Source organism: Exiguobacterium sp. N4-1P, assembly GCF_002214325.1.
This window is the reverse complement of record NZ_CP022236.1, coordinates 165,965-182,638: the sequence shown is the minus strand read 5'-3', so window position 1 is coordinate 182,638 and position 16,674 is coordinate 165,965. Positions and strand designations below refer to the sequence as shown.

The 16,674-nt window shown below is 46.8% G+C and carries 16 protein-coding genes and 1 riboswitch; of the genes, 7 read left to right on the top strand and 9 right to left on the bottom strand.

Annotated features, from left to right (window positions below; genetic code table 11):
* Positions 1 to 73: 73 nt before the first annotated feature.
* The 3 genes from A0126_RS01075 to A0126_RS01065 are packed head-to-tail and all read right to left on the bottom strand — an operon-like array spanning position 74 to position 1,398.
* Complete coding sequence (locus tag A0126_RS01075; RefSeq protein ID WP_088836070.1) at positions 74 to 427, bottom strand: thiol-disulfide oxidoreductase DCC family protein; 354 nt, start codon at positions 425 to 427, stop codon at positions 74 to 76.
* Positions 424 to 1,074 carry an SDR family NAD(P)-dependent oxidoreductase gene (locus A0126_RS01070; RefSeq protein WP_088836069.1) on the bottom strand — a complete coding sequence of 217 codons (651 nt, stop codon included), beginning with the start codon at positions 1,072 to 1,074 and terminating at the stop codon, positions 424 to 426. The genes A0126_RS01075 and A0126_RS01070 overlap by 4 nt, the downstream gene beginning before the upstream one ends.
* Before the next feature lie 57 nt (positions 1,075 to 1,131).
* Positions 1,132 to 1,398: a DUF5327 family protein gene (locus A0126_RS01065; RefSeq protein ID WP_088836068.1), complete on the bottom strand. Its 267-nt coding sequence runs from the start codon at positions 1,396 to 1,398 to the stop codon at positions 1,132 to 1,134.
* Positions 1,399 to 1,454: 56 nt separating this feature from the next.
* Here A0126_RS01065 and A0126_RS01060 point away from each other — a divergent pair, with 56 nt between their 5' ends.
* Positions 1,455 to 2,420: a Gfo/Idh/MocA family oxidoreductase gene (locus A0126_RS01060; protein WP_088836067.1), complete on the top strand. Its 966-nt coding sequence runs from the start codon at positions 1,455 to 1,457 to the stop codon at positions 2,418 to 2,420.
* A 36-nt stretch (positions 2,421 to 2,456) separates the two neighbouring features.
* Complete coding sequence (locus tag A0126_RS01055; protein ID WP_088836066.1) at positions 2,457 to 4,115, top strand: glycerol-3-phosphate dehydrogenase/oxidase; 1,659 nt, start codon at positions 2,457 to 2,459, stop codon at positions 4,113 to 4,115.
* An 88-nt stretch (positions 4,116 to 4,203) separates the two neighbouring features.
* On the opposite strand, the gene A0126_RS01050 is transcribed toward A0126_RS01055, so the two are convergent.
* From A0126_RS01050 to A0126_RS01030, 5 genes are all read right to left on the bottom strand, one after another.
* Positions 4,204 to 5,493, bottom strand: coding sequence for a DUF2252 domain-containing protein (locus A0126_RS01050; protein ID WP_088836065.1), 1,290 nt, complete (start codon positions 5,491 to 5,493; stop codon positions 4,204 to 4,206).
* A 69-nt stretch (positions 5,494 to 5,562) separates the two neighbouring features.
* Entirely contained in the window at positions 5,563 to 6,510 is a 948-nt protein-coding gene (gene msrA / locus A0126_RS01045; RefSeq protein ID WP_029332348.1) for a peptide-methionine (S)-S-oxide reductase MsrA, read from the bottom strand.
* Between the two features lie 71 nt (positions 6,511 to 6,581).
* Entirely contained in the window at positions 6,582 to 6,764 is a 183-nt protein-coding gene (locus tag A0126_RS01040; protein WP_029332347.1) for a hypothetical protein, read from the bottom strand.
* Between the two features lie 56 nt (positions 6,765 to 6,820).
* Positions 6,821 to 8,581, bottom strand: coding sequence for a solute:sodium symporter family transporter (locus A0126_RS01035; RefSeq protein ID WP_088836064.1), 1,761 nt, complete (start codon positions 8,579 to 8,581; stop codon positions 6,821 to 6,823).
* 529 nt (positions 8,582 to 9,110) lie between these two features.
* A complete protein-coding gene (locus A0126_RS01030; RefSeq protein ID WP_088836063.1) occupies positions 9,111 to 10,592 on the bottom strand; it encodes an amino acid permease in 1,482 nt (493 codons plus the stop codon).
* Between the two features lie 112 nt (positions 10,593 to 10,704).
* A riboswitch (Lysine riboswitch) is annotated at positions 10,705 to 10,889 on the bottom strand.
* A gap of 171 nt (positions 10,890 to 11,060) precedes the next feature.
* Here A0126_RS01030 and A0126_RS01025 point away from each other — a divergent pair.
* Positions 11,061 to 11,516, top strand: coding sequence for a MarR family winged helix-turn-helix transcriptional regulator (locus A0126_RS01025; protein WP_088836062.1), 456 nt, complete (start codon positions 11,061 to 11,063; stop codon positions 11,514 to 11,516).
* Between the two features lie 156 nt (positions 11,517 to 11,672).
* Positions 11,673 to 12,764, top strand: coding sequence for a GGDEF domain-containing protein (locus tag A0126_RS01020; RefSeq protein ID WP_239456791.1), 1,092 nt, complete (start codon positions 11,673 to 11,675; stop codon positions 12,762 to 12,764).
* A 72-nt stretch (positions 12,765 to 12,836) separates the two neighbouring features.
* Here the strand turns inward: A0126_RS01020 and A0126_RS01015 are convergent, their stop codons facing one another.
* Positions 12,837 to 13,451 carry a TetR/AcrR family transcriptional regulator gene (locus A0126_RS01015; protein WP_088836061.1) on the bottom strand — a complete coding sequence of 205 codons (615 nt, stop codon included), beginning with the start codon at positions 13,449 to 13,451 and terminating at the stop codon, positions 12,837 to 12,839.
* Between the two features lie 193 nt (positions 13,452 to 13,644).
* Here A0126_RS01015 and A0126_RS01010 point away from each other — a divergent pair, with 193 nt between their 5' ends.
* From A0126_RS01010 to A0126_RS01000, 3 genes are all read left to right on the top strand, one after another.
* On the top strand, positions 13,645 to 14,301 hold the full coding sequence (locus A0126_RS01010; protein ID WP_088836060.1) for an HlyD family secretion protein: 657 nt from the start codon (positions 13,645 to 13,647) through the stop codon (positions 14,299 to 14,301).
* 12 nt (positions 14,302 to 14,313) lie between these two features.
* Positions 14,314 to 16,008: a DHA2 family efflux MFS transporter permease subunit gene (locus A0126_RS01005; RefSeq protein ID WP_088836059.1), complete on the top strand. Its 1,695-nt coding sequence runs from the start codon at positions 14,314 to 14,316 to the stop codon at positions 16,006 to 16,008.
* A 122-nt stretch (positions 16,009 to 16,130) separates the two neighbouring features.
* Positions 16,131 to 16,673: a hypothetical protein gene (locus A0126_RS01000; RefSeq protein ID WP_088836058.1), complete on the top strand. Its 543-nt coding sequence runs from the start codon at positions 16,131 to 16,133 to the stop codon at positions 16,671 to 16,673.
* The last annotated feature ends 1 nt before the right edge of the window (position 16,674 follow it).

The following is a 16,674-nucleotide window of genomic DNA, read 5'->3' as shown; positions in this document are numbered from 1 at the left end:
CCTCCTTTTTGTTAGTGAGCCCGTCCATTCAAAAAACGCCGACCTTGCTTGCGTCGGCGCTTCGCTACATGTATTAATTGATGGAACACTCCGTCGTACAGCTCATCGGAATGACGCGATTTTTCGCGACTCGGTCATAGAGTGGTGCTCCGATTCGTAAAACAATCGCTAACGAGACCATTGGAGAGGCAGGTAAAAGGACTGGCAAGGTTTTCGTCAACAGACGAATTCCTTCGATTCCCGGGTACCGGACCCCTCGCTCGGTTTCGACATGCATCCGTTCGAGCAATCGCGGTTGTTGTTCCACCGGCATCCGTCGCGCATCGGAAAACGTCAACTGCTGAAAACAATCAATCCGTTCAAGCAGCCGTTTCGATTTTTGACAGAGTGGACAGAGACCATCGTAGTAGACGATTAACTGTTTCATTCTGCAGACAAGACTTTTTCGACATCCGTCCGGTTCGAATACAGTGTGTAGAAGGCTTCAGCGACATTCGCCGGATCGAGCGCCGTCCCCCGCTTCACTTCTCCTGCAATCGTGACCGTCCCGACGTAAACGTTATTTTCTTTTAGCGTGTCATGCAGCATGTGTGTCAATTGACGGACACCCGCTTTTCCAATCGATAGTCCGGGTAATGATTTAATCGCATGAATTCCAGCCCCGCCACCTGTGATTAAGATGGCGCCGTCTTTTCGTTCCACCATATCCGGTGCGACGAGCTGCGCAGCATCGAGTGCCCCGAGGACGTCGATTTCAAATTCTTTCGTGATTTGTTCTGCTGAGGCGTCGAGAACCGATGACTGATGCAGAATCGATGCATTGTAGACAAGGACGTCGACTTGTCCGTATTGTTCCTTCGTCCATTCGACAAGGGATGCGATATCCGTTCGGCGTGATGCGTCACACTCGACACCGACTGCTTCGACCCCATGCTCTTTCAATTCCGTGACGACAGCAGCAAGTGTGTCTTGCGTTCGCGCTGCACAAACGATTTGGAAGCCTTCTTTCCCGAATCGTTTACTGATTTCGACACCATTTCCTGGACCTGCTCCAATGATGATTGCTGTTTTCATACTGTTTCCCCCTCTGGCTTGTCTGTCTTTTCTATTCCCAAAAAGTTACGTATCTAGTCAAAAATCAAGCAATGACGGACCTTTTTGTTCATCTTCTTGTGCAACGCCCATGAAGCGTGCGAGCATCGGATCGACGTCCGGTTTTGCTGCCGGAGCTGTCTGTGAACGCACGACGTTTGCTGCCGGTGTGCCCGGTTGCTCAAGCAACAGCTCACAGTATGCTTTCATTGTCGCCAGTTGTTCGACTTGCGCCGTACCGCTCGTCTGCTCGATTTTTGCCATCGTCTGCCGCATTTTTTCAATGACATGTTGTTCTGAAATCATCTTCTTCACCTCACTTGTGCTAAATTGAAGGGACTAACCGAAAAGGAAGTGTCCTTATGATTCGTACTGCTTTAGTTGGATTTGGTCTTGCTGGAGAACACCTGCATGCCCCCTATATTACATCGCCCGATTATCAGCTCATTGCTGTTCAGTCGAGTCGTCCGGATGCAGTTGCAAAAAGCTACCCAAACGTGCCTGTATATCCATCGCTCGAAACATTACTCGCCGAGGAAACGATCGATCTCGTCGTTATCGCGACACCGAATTCTGAGCATTATCCTCTCGCACGCCTTGCGTTAGAGGCAGACTGCCATGTTCTCGTCGAAAAACCGTTTACCGTGACGCTCGCTGAAGCAGAACGATTAACTGAACTGTCTCGTCAACAAAATCGCTTACTGACAGTCTATCATAATCGTCGTTACAAAAAAGACTTCGAAACGCTACTGGAACTCGTCCGGACCGATCAGCTCGGCGACGTTCAGACGTTCGAAGCCCATTATGACCGCTACCGTCCGACCGTCCGTGAACGCTGGCGGGAACAGGACGTACCCGGTGCCGGACTCTTGTACGATTTAGGATCGCATTTAATCGATCAGGCTCTGACTTTATTCGGAGAACGACCGGATCGTGTCTTTTGTGACCAAACGATTCAGCGGATCGACGGTCCGGTTGACGATTATACGCACCTCATTCTCGCCTTCGGAACACGGCGTGCGATTCTTCACATCGGTTCGCTCGTTCCGATGTCTGGACGTTCTTTGAGCGTGCACGGAACGAAAGCAAGTTACTTCGTTGACATGGTCGATACGGAGAATGCGACCTATACATTCGGCCTTCCGGAACAACCACCTGAAGAACGCCCTTTCTTAAAGCCGGCTTCTACGTATTACACGGATCTTGCACGGGCAATCCGAAATGAAATTCCGCTCGTCGTGACGACAGAGCAAGCGTTATTTGTCATGAAAATCATTGATTATGCTCAAAAGAGTGCAAAAGAGGGTACATGGATATCAGTAGAGTAATTCAATCCAATTCATAATGAACAGGGGGAACTATTCATGTTTTCAAGTACAGAACGCACGGCATGGTTAGAAGAGATGGGACAAGAACTGCTCGATGTATTAGTCATCGGGGGCGGAATCACGGGCGCCGGGATTTTGCTCGACGCACAAAGCCGCGGTATGCGTACCGGTCTAATCGAAATGCAAGACTTTGCTGAAGGCACATCAAGTCGCTCAACGAAACTCGTTCACGGGGGACTGCGTTACCTCAAACAATTCGAAATCAAGCTCGTCGCAGAAGTCGGAAAAGAGCGGGAAATCGTGTATGAGAATGCGCCCCACGTCACGACACCGGAATGGATGATGTTACCGCTCGTCGAAGGGGGAACATTCGGAAGTTTTTCAACTTCTATCGGTTTACGTGTCTACGACCAACTCGCTGGTGTACGACGCAATGAACGCAGAACGATGTTATCAAAAGAAGAAACACTCGGTTATGAACCACTCCTCCGCTCAGAACACCTCGTCGGTGGCGGGCGTTACGTGGAATACAAAACGGATGATGCCCGCTTGACGATGGAGGTCCTAAAATCCGCTATCAGTTATGGGGGACGTCCCGTCAACTATACGAAAGCAGAATCACTCGTCTATCATAACGGGAAAGCTGTCGGCGTCGAAGTCCGTGACCTCTTAACAGACCGGACGTATACGATTCGGGCGAAAAAAATCATCAATGCGACGGGTCCATGGGTCGATGAATTACGGGAACAAGATGGTTCAAAATCTGGTAAGTCGCTCCATCTGACAAAAGGGATTCACCTTGTCATCGATCAAGCTGATTTCCCGCTCCGTCAAGCCGTTTATTTTGATGTCTCAGACGGACGGATGATCTTCGCGATTCCACGCGAAGGGAAAACCTACGTCGGAACAACCGACACGAACTATAAAGGTGACATTCTCGAGCCTGGTGTCACGGAAGAAGACCGCGACTATATCTTAAAAGCGACAAATGATATGTTCAATATCGAGCTTCGTCCGGAGCACGTCGAGTCGACGTGGTCTGGTCTCCGTCCATTGATTCATGAAGATGGCAAAGATCCGAGTGAACTGTCTCGTAAGGATGAAATCTTCATTTCGAAATCCGGCTTGATGTCGATTGCTGGTGGTAAACTAACCGGTTACCGGAAAATGGCGGAACGCATCATCAATATGGTCGCCGAACAATTCAAAAAAGAAGAAGACCGGATTTATCTTGAATCACGGACGCGTCATATCTTACTTGGCGGCGGACATAAAGATGGTAGTAAAGGATTTGCCCGCTACTTGAAAGAGCAACAACCGAAAGGAGAAGCCCTCGGTCTCTCGCCAGACGAGACGACATGGCTCATCCAACGCTACGGAACGAACGTCGAACGGGTGTATGAACTCATTCGTTCACGTGGCAGTGAAGCGGAACGTTACCAGTTACCACTTCACTGGTTCGGTGCACTGCTTTACGGACTCGAAGCCGAGCTCGTCATGCAACCCGGTGATTTCTTGAATCGCCGTGCGTCCGCCGTCTTCTTCGATTATCCAAATGCCGAGAAATATGCGGACGGCGTACTCGCTCTCATGCGTAGCGAACTCGGTTGGTCGGCTGAAGAAGAAGCAAAAGCCAATGAAAGCATCAAACGTGAGTTTGACGCTGTTCGTGTAAAAAGTTCAGTTCCCTCTTAAATTAAGAAATTAGCCTAAAAAAGGCAGGAGACGCCGAAGTTCAATTCGGTGTTTCCTGCCTTTTTCCGATTCCCAAAAGACCATTTTCTTATCGGTTCGTCATCCAGTTCAAAAACACGTGGAAGTCTAGCTTCGTTCTTTCCGCATAGGCGTTTGACCAGCGTTGAATTTGCTGAAGGAAAACTTGCTCTGACTGTCCGATTGCTTCGATAATCGCGACATCCGCATGATGAGTGAGAACCGTCGCCTTAATTCCTGCATCCATATCGGCTCGCGCATGGATTTTCGCCGTAATCCGACCTTGAAGAGCTAATACATTTTCAAGATCATCCTGGCTTTTAATATGCTTTGCTTTTAATTTCTTTTTGTACGGAGAGCGCTCTCGAATGTAATACTCCTTTTGATGCATCGTCACGTATCCAAGGTGAGGATCTTCATGCGCTTGCATCGCTTTTTGAGACGCGATGACCCGTAATCCTTGATGGACGGTCTCGACATCTTCGCGGTAAACAGGAACGAATAAGGACGGCACAGCCGTTTGTGCTTGTTTCATCTCAAGGATGACGTCCGGCTCTTCCTTCCCTTCCCCATTGATCAAAATGTAATAGCGTTCCAGACCAATCGAGGCGGTTCCGCTATCCAGTTTGTGGACGATGTCCTTGATCGTATAAAACGCGTCGTCTCTTCGATCGTTCTCATCGACTGATGCAATGTAATCCGGCCAGATCGCTTCGATTGCTGCGTACGTCTCTTTTTCGACACGCTTCATATCCGGTAGATCAAGAAACTTCCGGTGTCCATCAATCACAGTAGTTCGTTCACCAAGCAAGTCTGCTTTCTTCTTTTCAGCTTTTTTAATTAATTTTCGAATCGGTCCTTTCGTATTCTTGACCGTAAAACAGATGTCACTCGGATTTTTACCATTCGCGTATTCATGAAGGTCGTGTAAGTAGTTTTCAATGTAGGCTTTAATTGCCGGTTCCGCATCATAAGCGACCTCGTCTGCAAATAGACGGACCGAAACGGCCATCCGGATGACATCGTAAAGATAGGATCCGAGATACCCTTCATCAAAGTCATTAACGTCATAAATGATTTCACCCTTCGCATTTCCATGAACACCGAAGTTCTCAAAGTGGAGATCGCCTTGAATCCATGTCGGTGTCTCAACCGGTGTGTCGAACCCTAATGGAATACGGGTCAAATCATAGTAAAACAGATGGGAACTGCCGCGGAAAAACAGAAACGGACTTTGGCTCATCTTGTCATACTTTTTCCGTCGAGCCGTTTCATCGAGTCCTCGCACTTTATCATCATAAAAATCCAATACTTTGGCAATCGTCATCTGTCGAATGTCATCATAAACTGCTGTAAACAAAACATGACCTCCTTTCGATTCTAAAAAAGGCAGCCAAAACGAATTCGTTTTGCTGCCTTACGATTTGACTTACTCGAAGTGTTTTTTATATTCCCCATATCCGGCAGAGTCAAGCTCTTCTACCGGAATAAATCGAAGAGCAGCGGAATTGATGCAGTAACGCAGACCACCGAGCTCTTTTGGACCATCATCAAAGATATGACCGAGGTGACTATCGGCATCAGCTGAACGAACTTCTGTCCGCGTCATGCCGTGCGTCGTATCAAGATTTACTTCCATCTTGTCTTCTGCGATCGGCTTCGCGAAACTCGGCCATCCACAACTTGAGTTGAACTTGTCTTTTGACGTGAAGAGTGGCGTTCCATCGACGATATCGACATACAGTCCCGGACGTTCTTCATCCCAGTATTCATTTCGGAAAGCCGGTTCTGTCCCGCTCTCCTGTGTCACTTTATACTGGATGGGTGTTAAGCGTTGTTTCAATTCCTGTTCCTTACCGTGATCTTTCCAAGCTTCTTTGACGAACTTGGCACGACCCGATCCGACACTATACATTTGATAGCGGAACGGATTCTTTTTGTAGTAGTCCTGATGGTATTCTTCCGCTGGCCAAAATGGTGCTGCCGGACGGATGTCGACGGCAACCGGTTTTGAAAAACGACCAGAAGCATCAAGAGCTGCCTTTGATTGTTCCGCCGCTTGCTTTTGCGCTTCATCAACATAAAAAATAGCGGGTTCGTACGATTGACCTCGGTCATTAAACTGACCGCCACCGTCCGTTGGATCAATTTGACGCCAAAATACTTCAAGTAATTCTTCATATGTGATGACAGACGGATCATACGTCACCTCGACTGCTTCGAGATGTCCCGTCGTCTCAGAACAAACTTCTTTATAGGTCGGGTTTTCTGTATGACCACCGGTGTAGCCGGAAATCACCTGGTCGACACCATCATACTTATGAAACGGTTTGACCATACACCAGAAACAACCACCTGCAAATATTGCTTTTGCCATCTATCTTCCCCTCCTCTTTCTATCTCTCTAGTCTACTGCTTTTTAAAGCATGCCCCTACTATCTTGCTCACTCAATCTTCTGGATTTGCCTTCAGGCGTCGCATGACAAAATAAATCGCTGCAAAAACTAAAATCAACCCGCCGAGCGAATACCAAATGTTGTTCATACGATAAATCATTTGATAAATCGCTAATGTAATCAATAAAATCGCAATCGGGATGAATGCCCGTTTAAAGTGGTACCAGTAGTTCACGATGCTCGCCTCCGTTTTTCTTTAATCTTAATCGATTTGAGCCGTCAACTGTGAACTTATTCCGCTCGTTTGTACTCTTCCTCGAGATAAGTCGTATACCGCGCATGCCACGACTTCAAGGCAAAGCGCCAGAGGAAGACCGTCCCGACAAGCAAGACAAGCGTGATTGGCCAGAACCAGCCTGAAACGATACCATCCGGATAGGCGAGTCCTATTTTCGAGAAGAGGACATACATCAAGATGATACTCGACACGAGTAAGACCGAGACAGGCATCGCATATTTCCACGGCGTCATCCCCGTCGTACGTACCGGTCGACGACGATTCACCTGCATAACAGGACGATATTTTCCCATGAACCACATGAACAGCACTTCGATCACCAATAAAATACCATAGCCATGGATAAAGCTGATTCCGTGATCGATTCCGAACAACTGTCTGAGTCCGAAAACAAAGAAGTAATAGGCAATGACATGAAAAACAATGACGATTTTGGCAGCAATCGGTGGAATCGTCCGCACGAGCATTCCCATCATGACGATGACGAGAATCGGAATGTTGAAAAATCCTGTGAACTGACGAATCAACGTCCAAAGACCGTCTGGTGCATACATTAAGAATGGAGCGACGACAAATGAAATCAAGGCAACGATCGTTCCGAAGATTTTACTGACACGGATCAACTGCCGATCGGTCGCTTCTTTCGCAAAGACCGGGCGATAAATGTCGAGTACGAACAACGTCGCGATACTATTTAAGAGTGAGTTGAATGAACTAAAGACTGCTCCCAGCAAGACGGCCAAGAAAAATCCCATCAATGAGACAGGGAGCAACTCCGTGATTAATTTCGGATAGGCCAAATCTCCACTCGCTAGATTATCTCCATACAAATGGTACGCAATCACACCCGGAATCAACATGAATACCGGGACGAGTAGTTTCAGGAAGCCTGTCATCAAGACACCCTTTTGTCCCTCTTTTAAGTCCTTTGCTCCAAGCACGCGCTGAATCACATATTGATTGAGTGACCAATAGAAGAGATTCGCAAACAAAATCCCTGTAAAAATCGAAAAGAACGGAACGGCGTCGGTTGACGACCCAATCGCATTCAATTTTTCAGGGTGTGTCGTTGCGAGACGCTTCATCCCGTCGACCATATTCCCGTCCCCGAGTGCAAAAAAACCAAGAATCGGAACGAGGAAACCGATGATGACAAGGCCGACTCCATTTAATGTATCGGAGACGGCGACCGCACGTAGTCCTCCGAAAATTGCATAGAGGGCCCCGATGATCCCGACAACCCAAATGACGAGCCACAGCGACTGCGTATAACTCAATCCAAATAACTCCGGTACGTTAAACAGTTGTAAGACGGCAATCCCGCCGGAGTAAAGCATTGATGGGATCGTCACGCACATGTAGCCAAGTAAGAATAAGAGCACCGTCATCCGCCGGACCGTTTCATCATAGCGCTGACTTAAAAATTCAGGTAACGTCGAAATCCCCATCCCCAAAAACTTAGGCAACAGGTAGATCGCCATGATGATGGCAGCAAACCCTGCCGTGACTTCCCACGCCATGCTCGACATATTCCCCATGAACGACTGACCGTTCAAACCAATCAGTTGTTCTGCCGAAAGGTTGGTCAGAAGCAAGGAACCGGCAATAAAGATTCCGCTTAGTCCACGTCCTGCCAAAAAATATTCGTCAACTCCCTGTTCCTTTCCTCGTGTCATGCGATAGGACACATAAGCAACGAGTGCCATGAAGAACGCGGCCGAACCCAGTGTCAAAATCAATTCATATGTACTCATTTCACACTTCCTCCATCCCGATTGTTTTAGTAGATTTACTGTAAAGAATTTATTCCTTATTCTTACTTTATTGAAACAATATTTTTAGATAAAAATAAAATTATTAAAAAGAAATAATCCAATTACGGATTGACATACTTGCAGGGACATATCATGGAAAGAAACTAAAAAAATCTTTCGGAAAACCACTCGGTTCTTTTATACACAAAAAACCCTCTCGCAAGTGAGAGGGTTTTTGTGTGTAGACAAACTATTAAGAAGCGTAAACATGCGATAACGAGAGACAATCCGTCACGATACTACCTAAAAAGCGTCATATTTCGTTGACTCCTAAGGGAAAAGTGCGTTTTCAACGCGACTTGCCAGAGGCAGGCAAGACCCTGCTCATTGTCCGTTAGGATCAAGGAGCAACGGCTTGCGCCTCGCCCGAGGAAAGCAACGAAAAAAGACGCTTGATCTCCCGATTCCCGATAACACTTTGCTTATAGTCTGACCTCTCGTAAGCGAGAGGGTCCTTTAGCTTATACTATTATTTTTTCGGATGTTTCGGAAACTCCATCTCATCATACCGGACAACCGATGTCCGGTGTTTGACTTTATGTCCGAGCCAGAAGACCAAGAATAACGGAATTCCGATATACGTTGCTGCAATCCCAACCCAGTCGATTTGATCAGCGAGGAACGCGGCATAGTTTTGCCCAACGATAACGAGGAAACACAGGCCAAATGCGAATAGCGGACCAAACGGGAACGCCGGTGCAACGTACGGTAAGTCACGTAACGCATGCCCTTGGGCGACGAAACCTTTTCGGAAACGGTAATGACTGATCGCGATCCCGAGCCACGCGATAAATCCTGTCATTCCGGAAGCATTCAGTAACCAAAGATAAACTTGTCCACCGAACATCGACGTCAAGAAACAAAGCGCACCAATCGCCCCTGTCGCGAGTAACGCATTCCGCGGCACACCGTTTTTTGAGACTTTTGCAAATAGTTTCGGTGCATCACCTTGTCGTGCCAGTGTGTAGAGCATCCGGGTTGAAGCATACATCCCGGAGTTCCCGGCAGACAAGACGGACGTCAAGATGACCGCATTCATCAATGCTGCTGCAAACACGAGTCCTGCTTTTTCGAAGACGAGTGTGAACGGACTGACGGCAACATCCGTAATATCATTTGAGACAAGGCTCGGACTTGTGTATGGAATCAACATTCCGATGACGAAGATCGCAAATACATAAAATAATAAAATGCGCCAAAACACCTGTTTAACTGCTTTCGGGACATTTTTTTCCGGATCTTCCGACTCGCCTGCTGCGATTCCGACGAGCTCCGTCCCTTGAAAGCTAAAACCTGCGACAAGAATGATACCGATGACAGCTGGAATCCCTCCGACAAACGGTGCATCACCTAAGCCAAAGTTTTTGAAGCCTGCTGGTGGCTCCGAAGTAAAGATACCAAAAATCATCGCGACTCCTACACCAAGAAACACGATGACCGTGACGACTTTAATCATCGCAAACCAGTACTCGGCTTCACCGAATCCTTTGACCGAAAAATAATTTAATCCAATCATTAAAAGTAAAAACAGCGCGCTAAAATAGACGCCCGGAATGTTCGGGAACCAGTAATGCATGACGATTTGTGCTGCGACGAGCTCGACGGCAATCGTGACGGCCCAGTTGTACCAGTAGTTCCATCCTAAGGCGAACCCGAATGAAGGGTCGACGAACTTCGTCCCGTACGTCGAGAACGATCCTGCGACCGGCATATAGGCGGCCATCTCCCCAAGGCTCGTCATCAAGAAGTAGACCATCAATCCGACGATTGTATAAGAAAGTAACGCACCGCCCGGTCCTGCCGCTGCAACAGAGGCACCTGACGCGATGAATAAACCGGTCCCAATCGCTCCGCCAATTGCAATCATCGACATATGCCGGGCTTGAAGCCCTCGTTGTAGCCCTTCTGCTGTGGAATCAAGGGGGTGTTGTTGCTGTTGTAAATTGTTCATGTCTGTCGCTTCTCTCTTTTTATAATTTTTGAGAGGGCGTAAAAAAGCGCCCTCACCTTCCAAGAGGAAGATGAGAACGCAACATATCGATGATGCGTCTCATTCTACCGTCGTGAAAGATAGCTCCCCATAAACCGCAAACGGTTTATGACAGTATTAGACCTGTTTGATCTAATCCCAATCGCTGACTTTCAAAGTAGTCTACGATTTCGGCAATTCTTCCTTTTGAGCTATTTCATCTGCCGCTTGACGACATCCGTAACCCGACTCATAAGAATCGCAACCTCCATCCCACTGGTTGAGTGAGAACTAATTAAGTTGATTTACTAATTCATTACTTCGACATAGTACATAATATGTTTCTTGTTTGTCAATTTATATTTTTGAATCCTACCGTGCTCATAGTAAAATTCCGATATTTTTAGTACACTAAATGGTAGAAGGTAGTACAGAAAGGATGTTGCTCAGATGGGACAAGAACAACATGACCAATTGACATATCGATTAGAAGAACAAATGCGCGTGATTCTCCGGACGTTGCGCCGTGAGTTGAATCAACTGTTTGAAGGTACTGCCACGCGAAGTGAATTCTTCATCTTACGTAGCTTATCTGAAAACGGCCCCCAGCGTCCGACATTACTCGCGGAACAGTTCGAACTTGCGACAAGTCAGGTCACCGCTTTGACAGATAAACTTTATAAGACCGGTTTTGTGACACGGACACGTTCGACGGAAGATCGTCGTTCAATCGTCCTTGCCTTGACTGACGAGGGAGAGGCCGCTTTTCGGAATCTCGAAGTCGTCCGTCGCAAATATCTTCAGGAGCGATTCGGCACTTTGTCTGAAGAGGAACTGAACGTGATGATCCATGTATTTGATAAAATCCTCGCGACAATGGATGAAGAAGTCGTCTCATCCAATTAATAAATTAAAAATCAAGAGAAGGACAGAGGTTTTATTCTGTTTTTCTTTTTTTATTCTAAACATTCAGACCTCCTATACCGTTAGTAGAACGAGTATACTCAAAGTATATAATTGGAAGTATACTGCAGGGGGAGTTGGGAGGATTTGTTGTCTATTATGAATAACTTCATCATAAATTTTTGTCTCTTATTCACGACGATCACGCTTTTATTTTTACCTTTTCGAAATCAACCAAGAATTACACCAAAATCAAAGCTTGAATCACGCCTTATTTTAGGTTGTGTAGCTGGTGCAATTGCTGTACTCCTCATGTTCAACAGCATTCAAATTGATATTGCCCGGATTGACTTACGTATCATTCCTGTCGCGATTGCCACATTATTTGGCGGATTGCCTAGTGCCTTCATCACGGGAGTCATGATTATCGGAACGCGTTTTTTAATTACACCTGCTGATCAAATCGAAGGAGCGATTCTCGCTTCCGTCATCATGGTTTTATTCATTTTGACAATTGGCATAGCACGCAGATTTTTACGTAATACATTGCTGACTTTTGAATTAATGATCGGAATCGGTATTCTCTATTCGTTACCAGCTATCTATGCACTGACAAACAGTTGGGAAACGTTTTTCAAAGTATCGGTTACGTACATTTTCTTTAATTTATTAGCCGGACTCGTCACCTATCGCTTATTAGCCGAACTGCGACGACATTTTGAAAATATCCAGTACCAGCAAAAACTTGCGATGACCGACGCCTTGACGGGTCTCGCTAATCGCCGACGTCTGGACGACTCCCTATCACTCGTCGGATCGGATGACGATGGATATTCACTTATCCTGATCGATATCGATTTCTTCAAACACGTTAACGATACATATGGTCATGATGCCGGCGACGATGTGTTGCGGCAACTCGGAACGACACTTGCCTCTATTGTACGTCCGGATGATTTAGTCGGTCGGTACGGTGGAGAAGAATTTTTGATCATTTTACCGAACACATCATTGAAGGATGCGAAAAAAATCTCTGAATTAGCGCGGACGACAGTCGCCCGTAACCTGTTCCCGACTGCACATGTACCTGATTTGAAGATTACGATTTCGTTAGGAATTGCCCATTCGGGTGGATCCCATACATCACTCGAAGCATTGCAACAAGCGGATAAAGCACTCTATGCTTCAAAAGAGCACGGACGTAACCAAAGTACGATTTATACGAAACAGCTGGAATTCCGTCAAGCGTAATCTAACGTTATATCCGACTAGCACAAAAAGTGCCATTCCCTCACATCGGAATGGCACTTTTTAGTTCATTTTTTAGACAGTCCCAAGGCCTGTCTGAGGAAAACCAATACTTTCAACTGTTCCGAAGACGATCATCTGACTGAGCTGATTTGCCATGTACTCGGAGGAATACGGACGATCATTTCGTAACCACGACATCAAGAGCCCGAGTTGACCACCAATGACGTAGTTCAGTAATAAATCCCGATCCACCGGAACAGAGACACTTGTCGTCTCCCGGAAAGCAAGACGGTAGTTTTCTTTTAACGTATCCAAGAAACGGGAGATGAACGTCTTGACTGTTCCTTGGAGCAGCATCGTCCGGTAAAAGCGCTCGTTTTGCTCAATGTGGATGAACAAACGTGCAAAGTAACGACTGACGCGTTCGACTGTCGGAGGCTCGGCCGATTGTTTTCCTGTAATCCGAATCGCTTCTGCGAGCAACGTCATGTGCTCCTCAACGATTTGATCCAGCAAATCGTATTTATCTTTATAGTGCGCATAGAAGGTCGAACGATTGACCTCAGCACCATCCGTCAACATTTTGACGGTGATCGTCGAAAAGGAATGGTGTTCAAGTAAATGAAATAGCTCTGTCGTAATACGTTCACGTGAACGTTTAGGACGTGGATCGCACGACTGATTCATTTAAAATTCAGCTCCTTTTTACGTATTGTATCCGTTAACAAAGACTTTTCCAACATTTCGTCGGAAATTGTTGGTTGTTTGTTTGTTATGCACCCATATAATTAACTGTATTAACTACTCCTCCCCAGAGGAGTCTTTTTTATGAGACCGCACTGGGGCGATCAGCTAGTAACAGAAAGGATGCAACTTACTCATGAACATGAAGAAATTATTAATCATCAATATTTTAACGCTCGTCGTTTTAATTGGTGGTGGTGCGATCGGTTATTATTACTACGATCAAGCAACAAGTTACGTCAAAACAGAAAATGCCAAAATCGACGGTAAGATGATTACAATTGCTAGTCCTGGCGCTGGAAAACTCACTGACTGGACGGCAAAAACAGGACAGACACTCGATAACGGGGCGACACTTGGTCACGTCATGATAGCACAAACTGGTCAAAAACCGGTTGATGCGTCAATCGAAATGCCAGCAAAAGCAACCGTCGTTCAGTCGATGGCGACAGAGAACGGCTTTGTTGGTGCCGGTACGCCGCTCGCTTACGGATTTAACTTAAATGAATTATGGGTCACAGCAAACGTCGAAGAAACAGAAATCGATGAAGTCAAAGTCGGTCAAGCCGTCGATGTCTATGTCGATAGCTATCCTGATACAACACTTTCGGGTGAAGTCGAACAAATCGGGATGACAACAGCAGGCACGTTCTCGATAATGCCGTCATCGAACGGAAACGCAAACTATACAAAAGTCGCGCAAGTGATTCCCGTGAAGGTATCGCTCTCACAAGAAAAATCACTCGACATTCGCCCTGGTATGAATGTGACCGTCCGCATTCATAAGGATTAAGGAGGGACGCTTATGTCTACGACCTTCCTCTTTGGATACATTGTGTTCATGCTTGTCACGTTCCTTGCAGTCAATTTGATTGCACGCCGGGCACGGCAACCGCGGGTAGCTGGCGCAGGAGGTCCGGCGCTTGATGAAACATTGATTGAAGCAGAAGCGGTTGGCGCGATTCCAGCCGCCCCTGCTCCGCAAGCGCAAGCGACGATTTCAACGGAAAACATCAGTATCCCGAAAGTCATCACTGTCCTGTTAATTGGAATGTTCATCGCGATTTTGAATCAGACATTAATCAACGTCGCTCTTCCTGTCTTGATCAACGACTTCAACGTCACGACGTCGACAGCACAGTGGTTGACGACCGGGTTCATGCTTGTCAACGGAATCTTGATTCCAATCAGTGCGTTCCTCATGCGAAGCTATACGTTTCGCCGCTTGTTTCTTGTCTCGATGACGTTGTTCTTCTTCGGATCGATCATTTGTTCGATGGCGATGAACTTCCCGGTCATGATGATCGGACGTGTGGTCCAAGCAGCCGGAGCCGGTGTCTTGATGCCGCTCGGTACGAACGTCTTCATGACATTGTTTCCACCCCATAAACGGGGAGCTGCGATGGGCATGCTCGGGATTGCGATGATTCTTGCACCGGCGATCGGACCAACGATCACAGGATATGTCATTCAAAACTACGATTGGCACGTCATGTTCTATGCAATGGCCTTCTTTGGTCTCTTAACACTTTTACTTGGATTTGCCTGGTTCAAACTCGTCCAACCGTTATCAAAACCAAAGTTCGATGCTCTCGGTGTTGTCTTTAGTACGATCGGGTTTGGTAGTCTCTTATACGGATTCAGTGAAGCCGGAAACGACGGTTGGGACAGCCCTGTCGTCATCAGTACGATTGTCATCGGGCTACTTGGTATTGCCGCCTTCGCTTTGCGTGAGCTTGCGATGGACGACCCGATGCTTAACATCCGTGTCCTAAAAGTACCGGAATTTTCATTCACCCTCTTCATTAACGTCATCGTCACGATGGCCTTGTTCGGCGGGATGTTGCTGCTGCCGATTTACTTGCAGAGCATCCGTGGTTTTTCACCCGTCGACTCAGGTCTCTTATTACTGCCTGGTTCATTGATCATGGGAATCACCGGTCCTTTCGCCGGTCGACTGTTCGACCGGTTCGGCATTCGACCGCTTGCCATCTTCGGTCTGACGTTGATGACGTACGGAACATGGGAATTGACGCAACTTGATTTGAACACGTCTTACTATTCCATCATGGGCATCTATATGCTCCGGTCCTTCGGGATGGCGTTCATCATGATGCCGATTATGACAGCTGGCATGAACGCTCTGCCGATGAAGATGATTCCTCACGGAAACGCGACACAAAATACATTACGCCAAGTCGCTGGATCAATCGGGACGGCCATCCTCGTCACGGTCATGACCCGTCAAACGACAGCTCATCTCGCGGACGATGCCAACCAGTTTACGACACTTGACCCAACACTCTCGCAACACCTTGGTGAGCTCGGACAACAGCTTGGTAGTCCACAAGCCGCATCCGTTAGCTGGTTGACGCAATTGACGAAACAAGCGACGATCAATGGAATTACAGATGCCTTTTGGGTGGCGACTGTCTTGTCTGCTCTTGCACTCGTATTGTCATTCTTCCTTCATGGAAAAAAAGAACCGAATTTAGATTAACGTGTCTTATCCAGCCAGTTGACGGCACATCGTCAGCTGGCTTTTTAATCGTTCACCTTTGCACTTCTTCTCTAATATCGCTACACTAGGTTCATTGAGTTCATATCAAAAGGAGATGCTTTATGGTTGCCTTCCTTCAATTTTACGCGTTCATTTTCGCCTGTTGCTTCGCGTGGCAGGTCGGACGACCATCTCTTTCCTGGTCGCAAAAAATCTCGCGTGCGTTTTTAACGAGTATCAACAGTCTCTTCGTCTTTTTCCGTGCTTCGGTCTCGATTTTCTTACTCGTCGGTCCGTTAGTGCTTGTCTCGTACTATGTCTTTCCGAACCTCTTACAGTTCGAAGGTGGTCTCGCAATCGTCATCAGCGTGCTCGTGATTGGTCTAATTGATCGGCTCGTCAGCCTCGTCATCTTACCGCTTATCCGCTCGTTTTTCTTGAAGCGTAAACGCATCATGCCGCAGTTGTTTGAAGCAACTTTTTATACGTTGTCCATGACGGTCTTGCTTTACATTAACTTGACGGCTGTTCCGGGTGTCGAACTCGGACTTGCGATTCCGATTTTCTTTGGTTTCACAATTTATTTTGCACATTATTTAATGGCATTACTGCGATTACGCCAAGTCAAAAAGAAACTCGCTACGACAGCAAGCAAAAAACAATAAC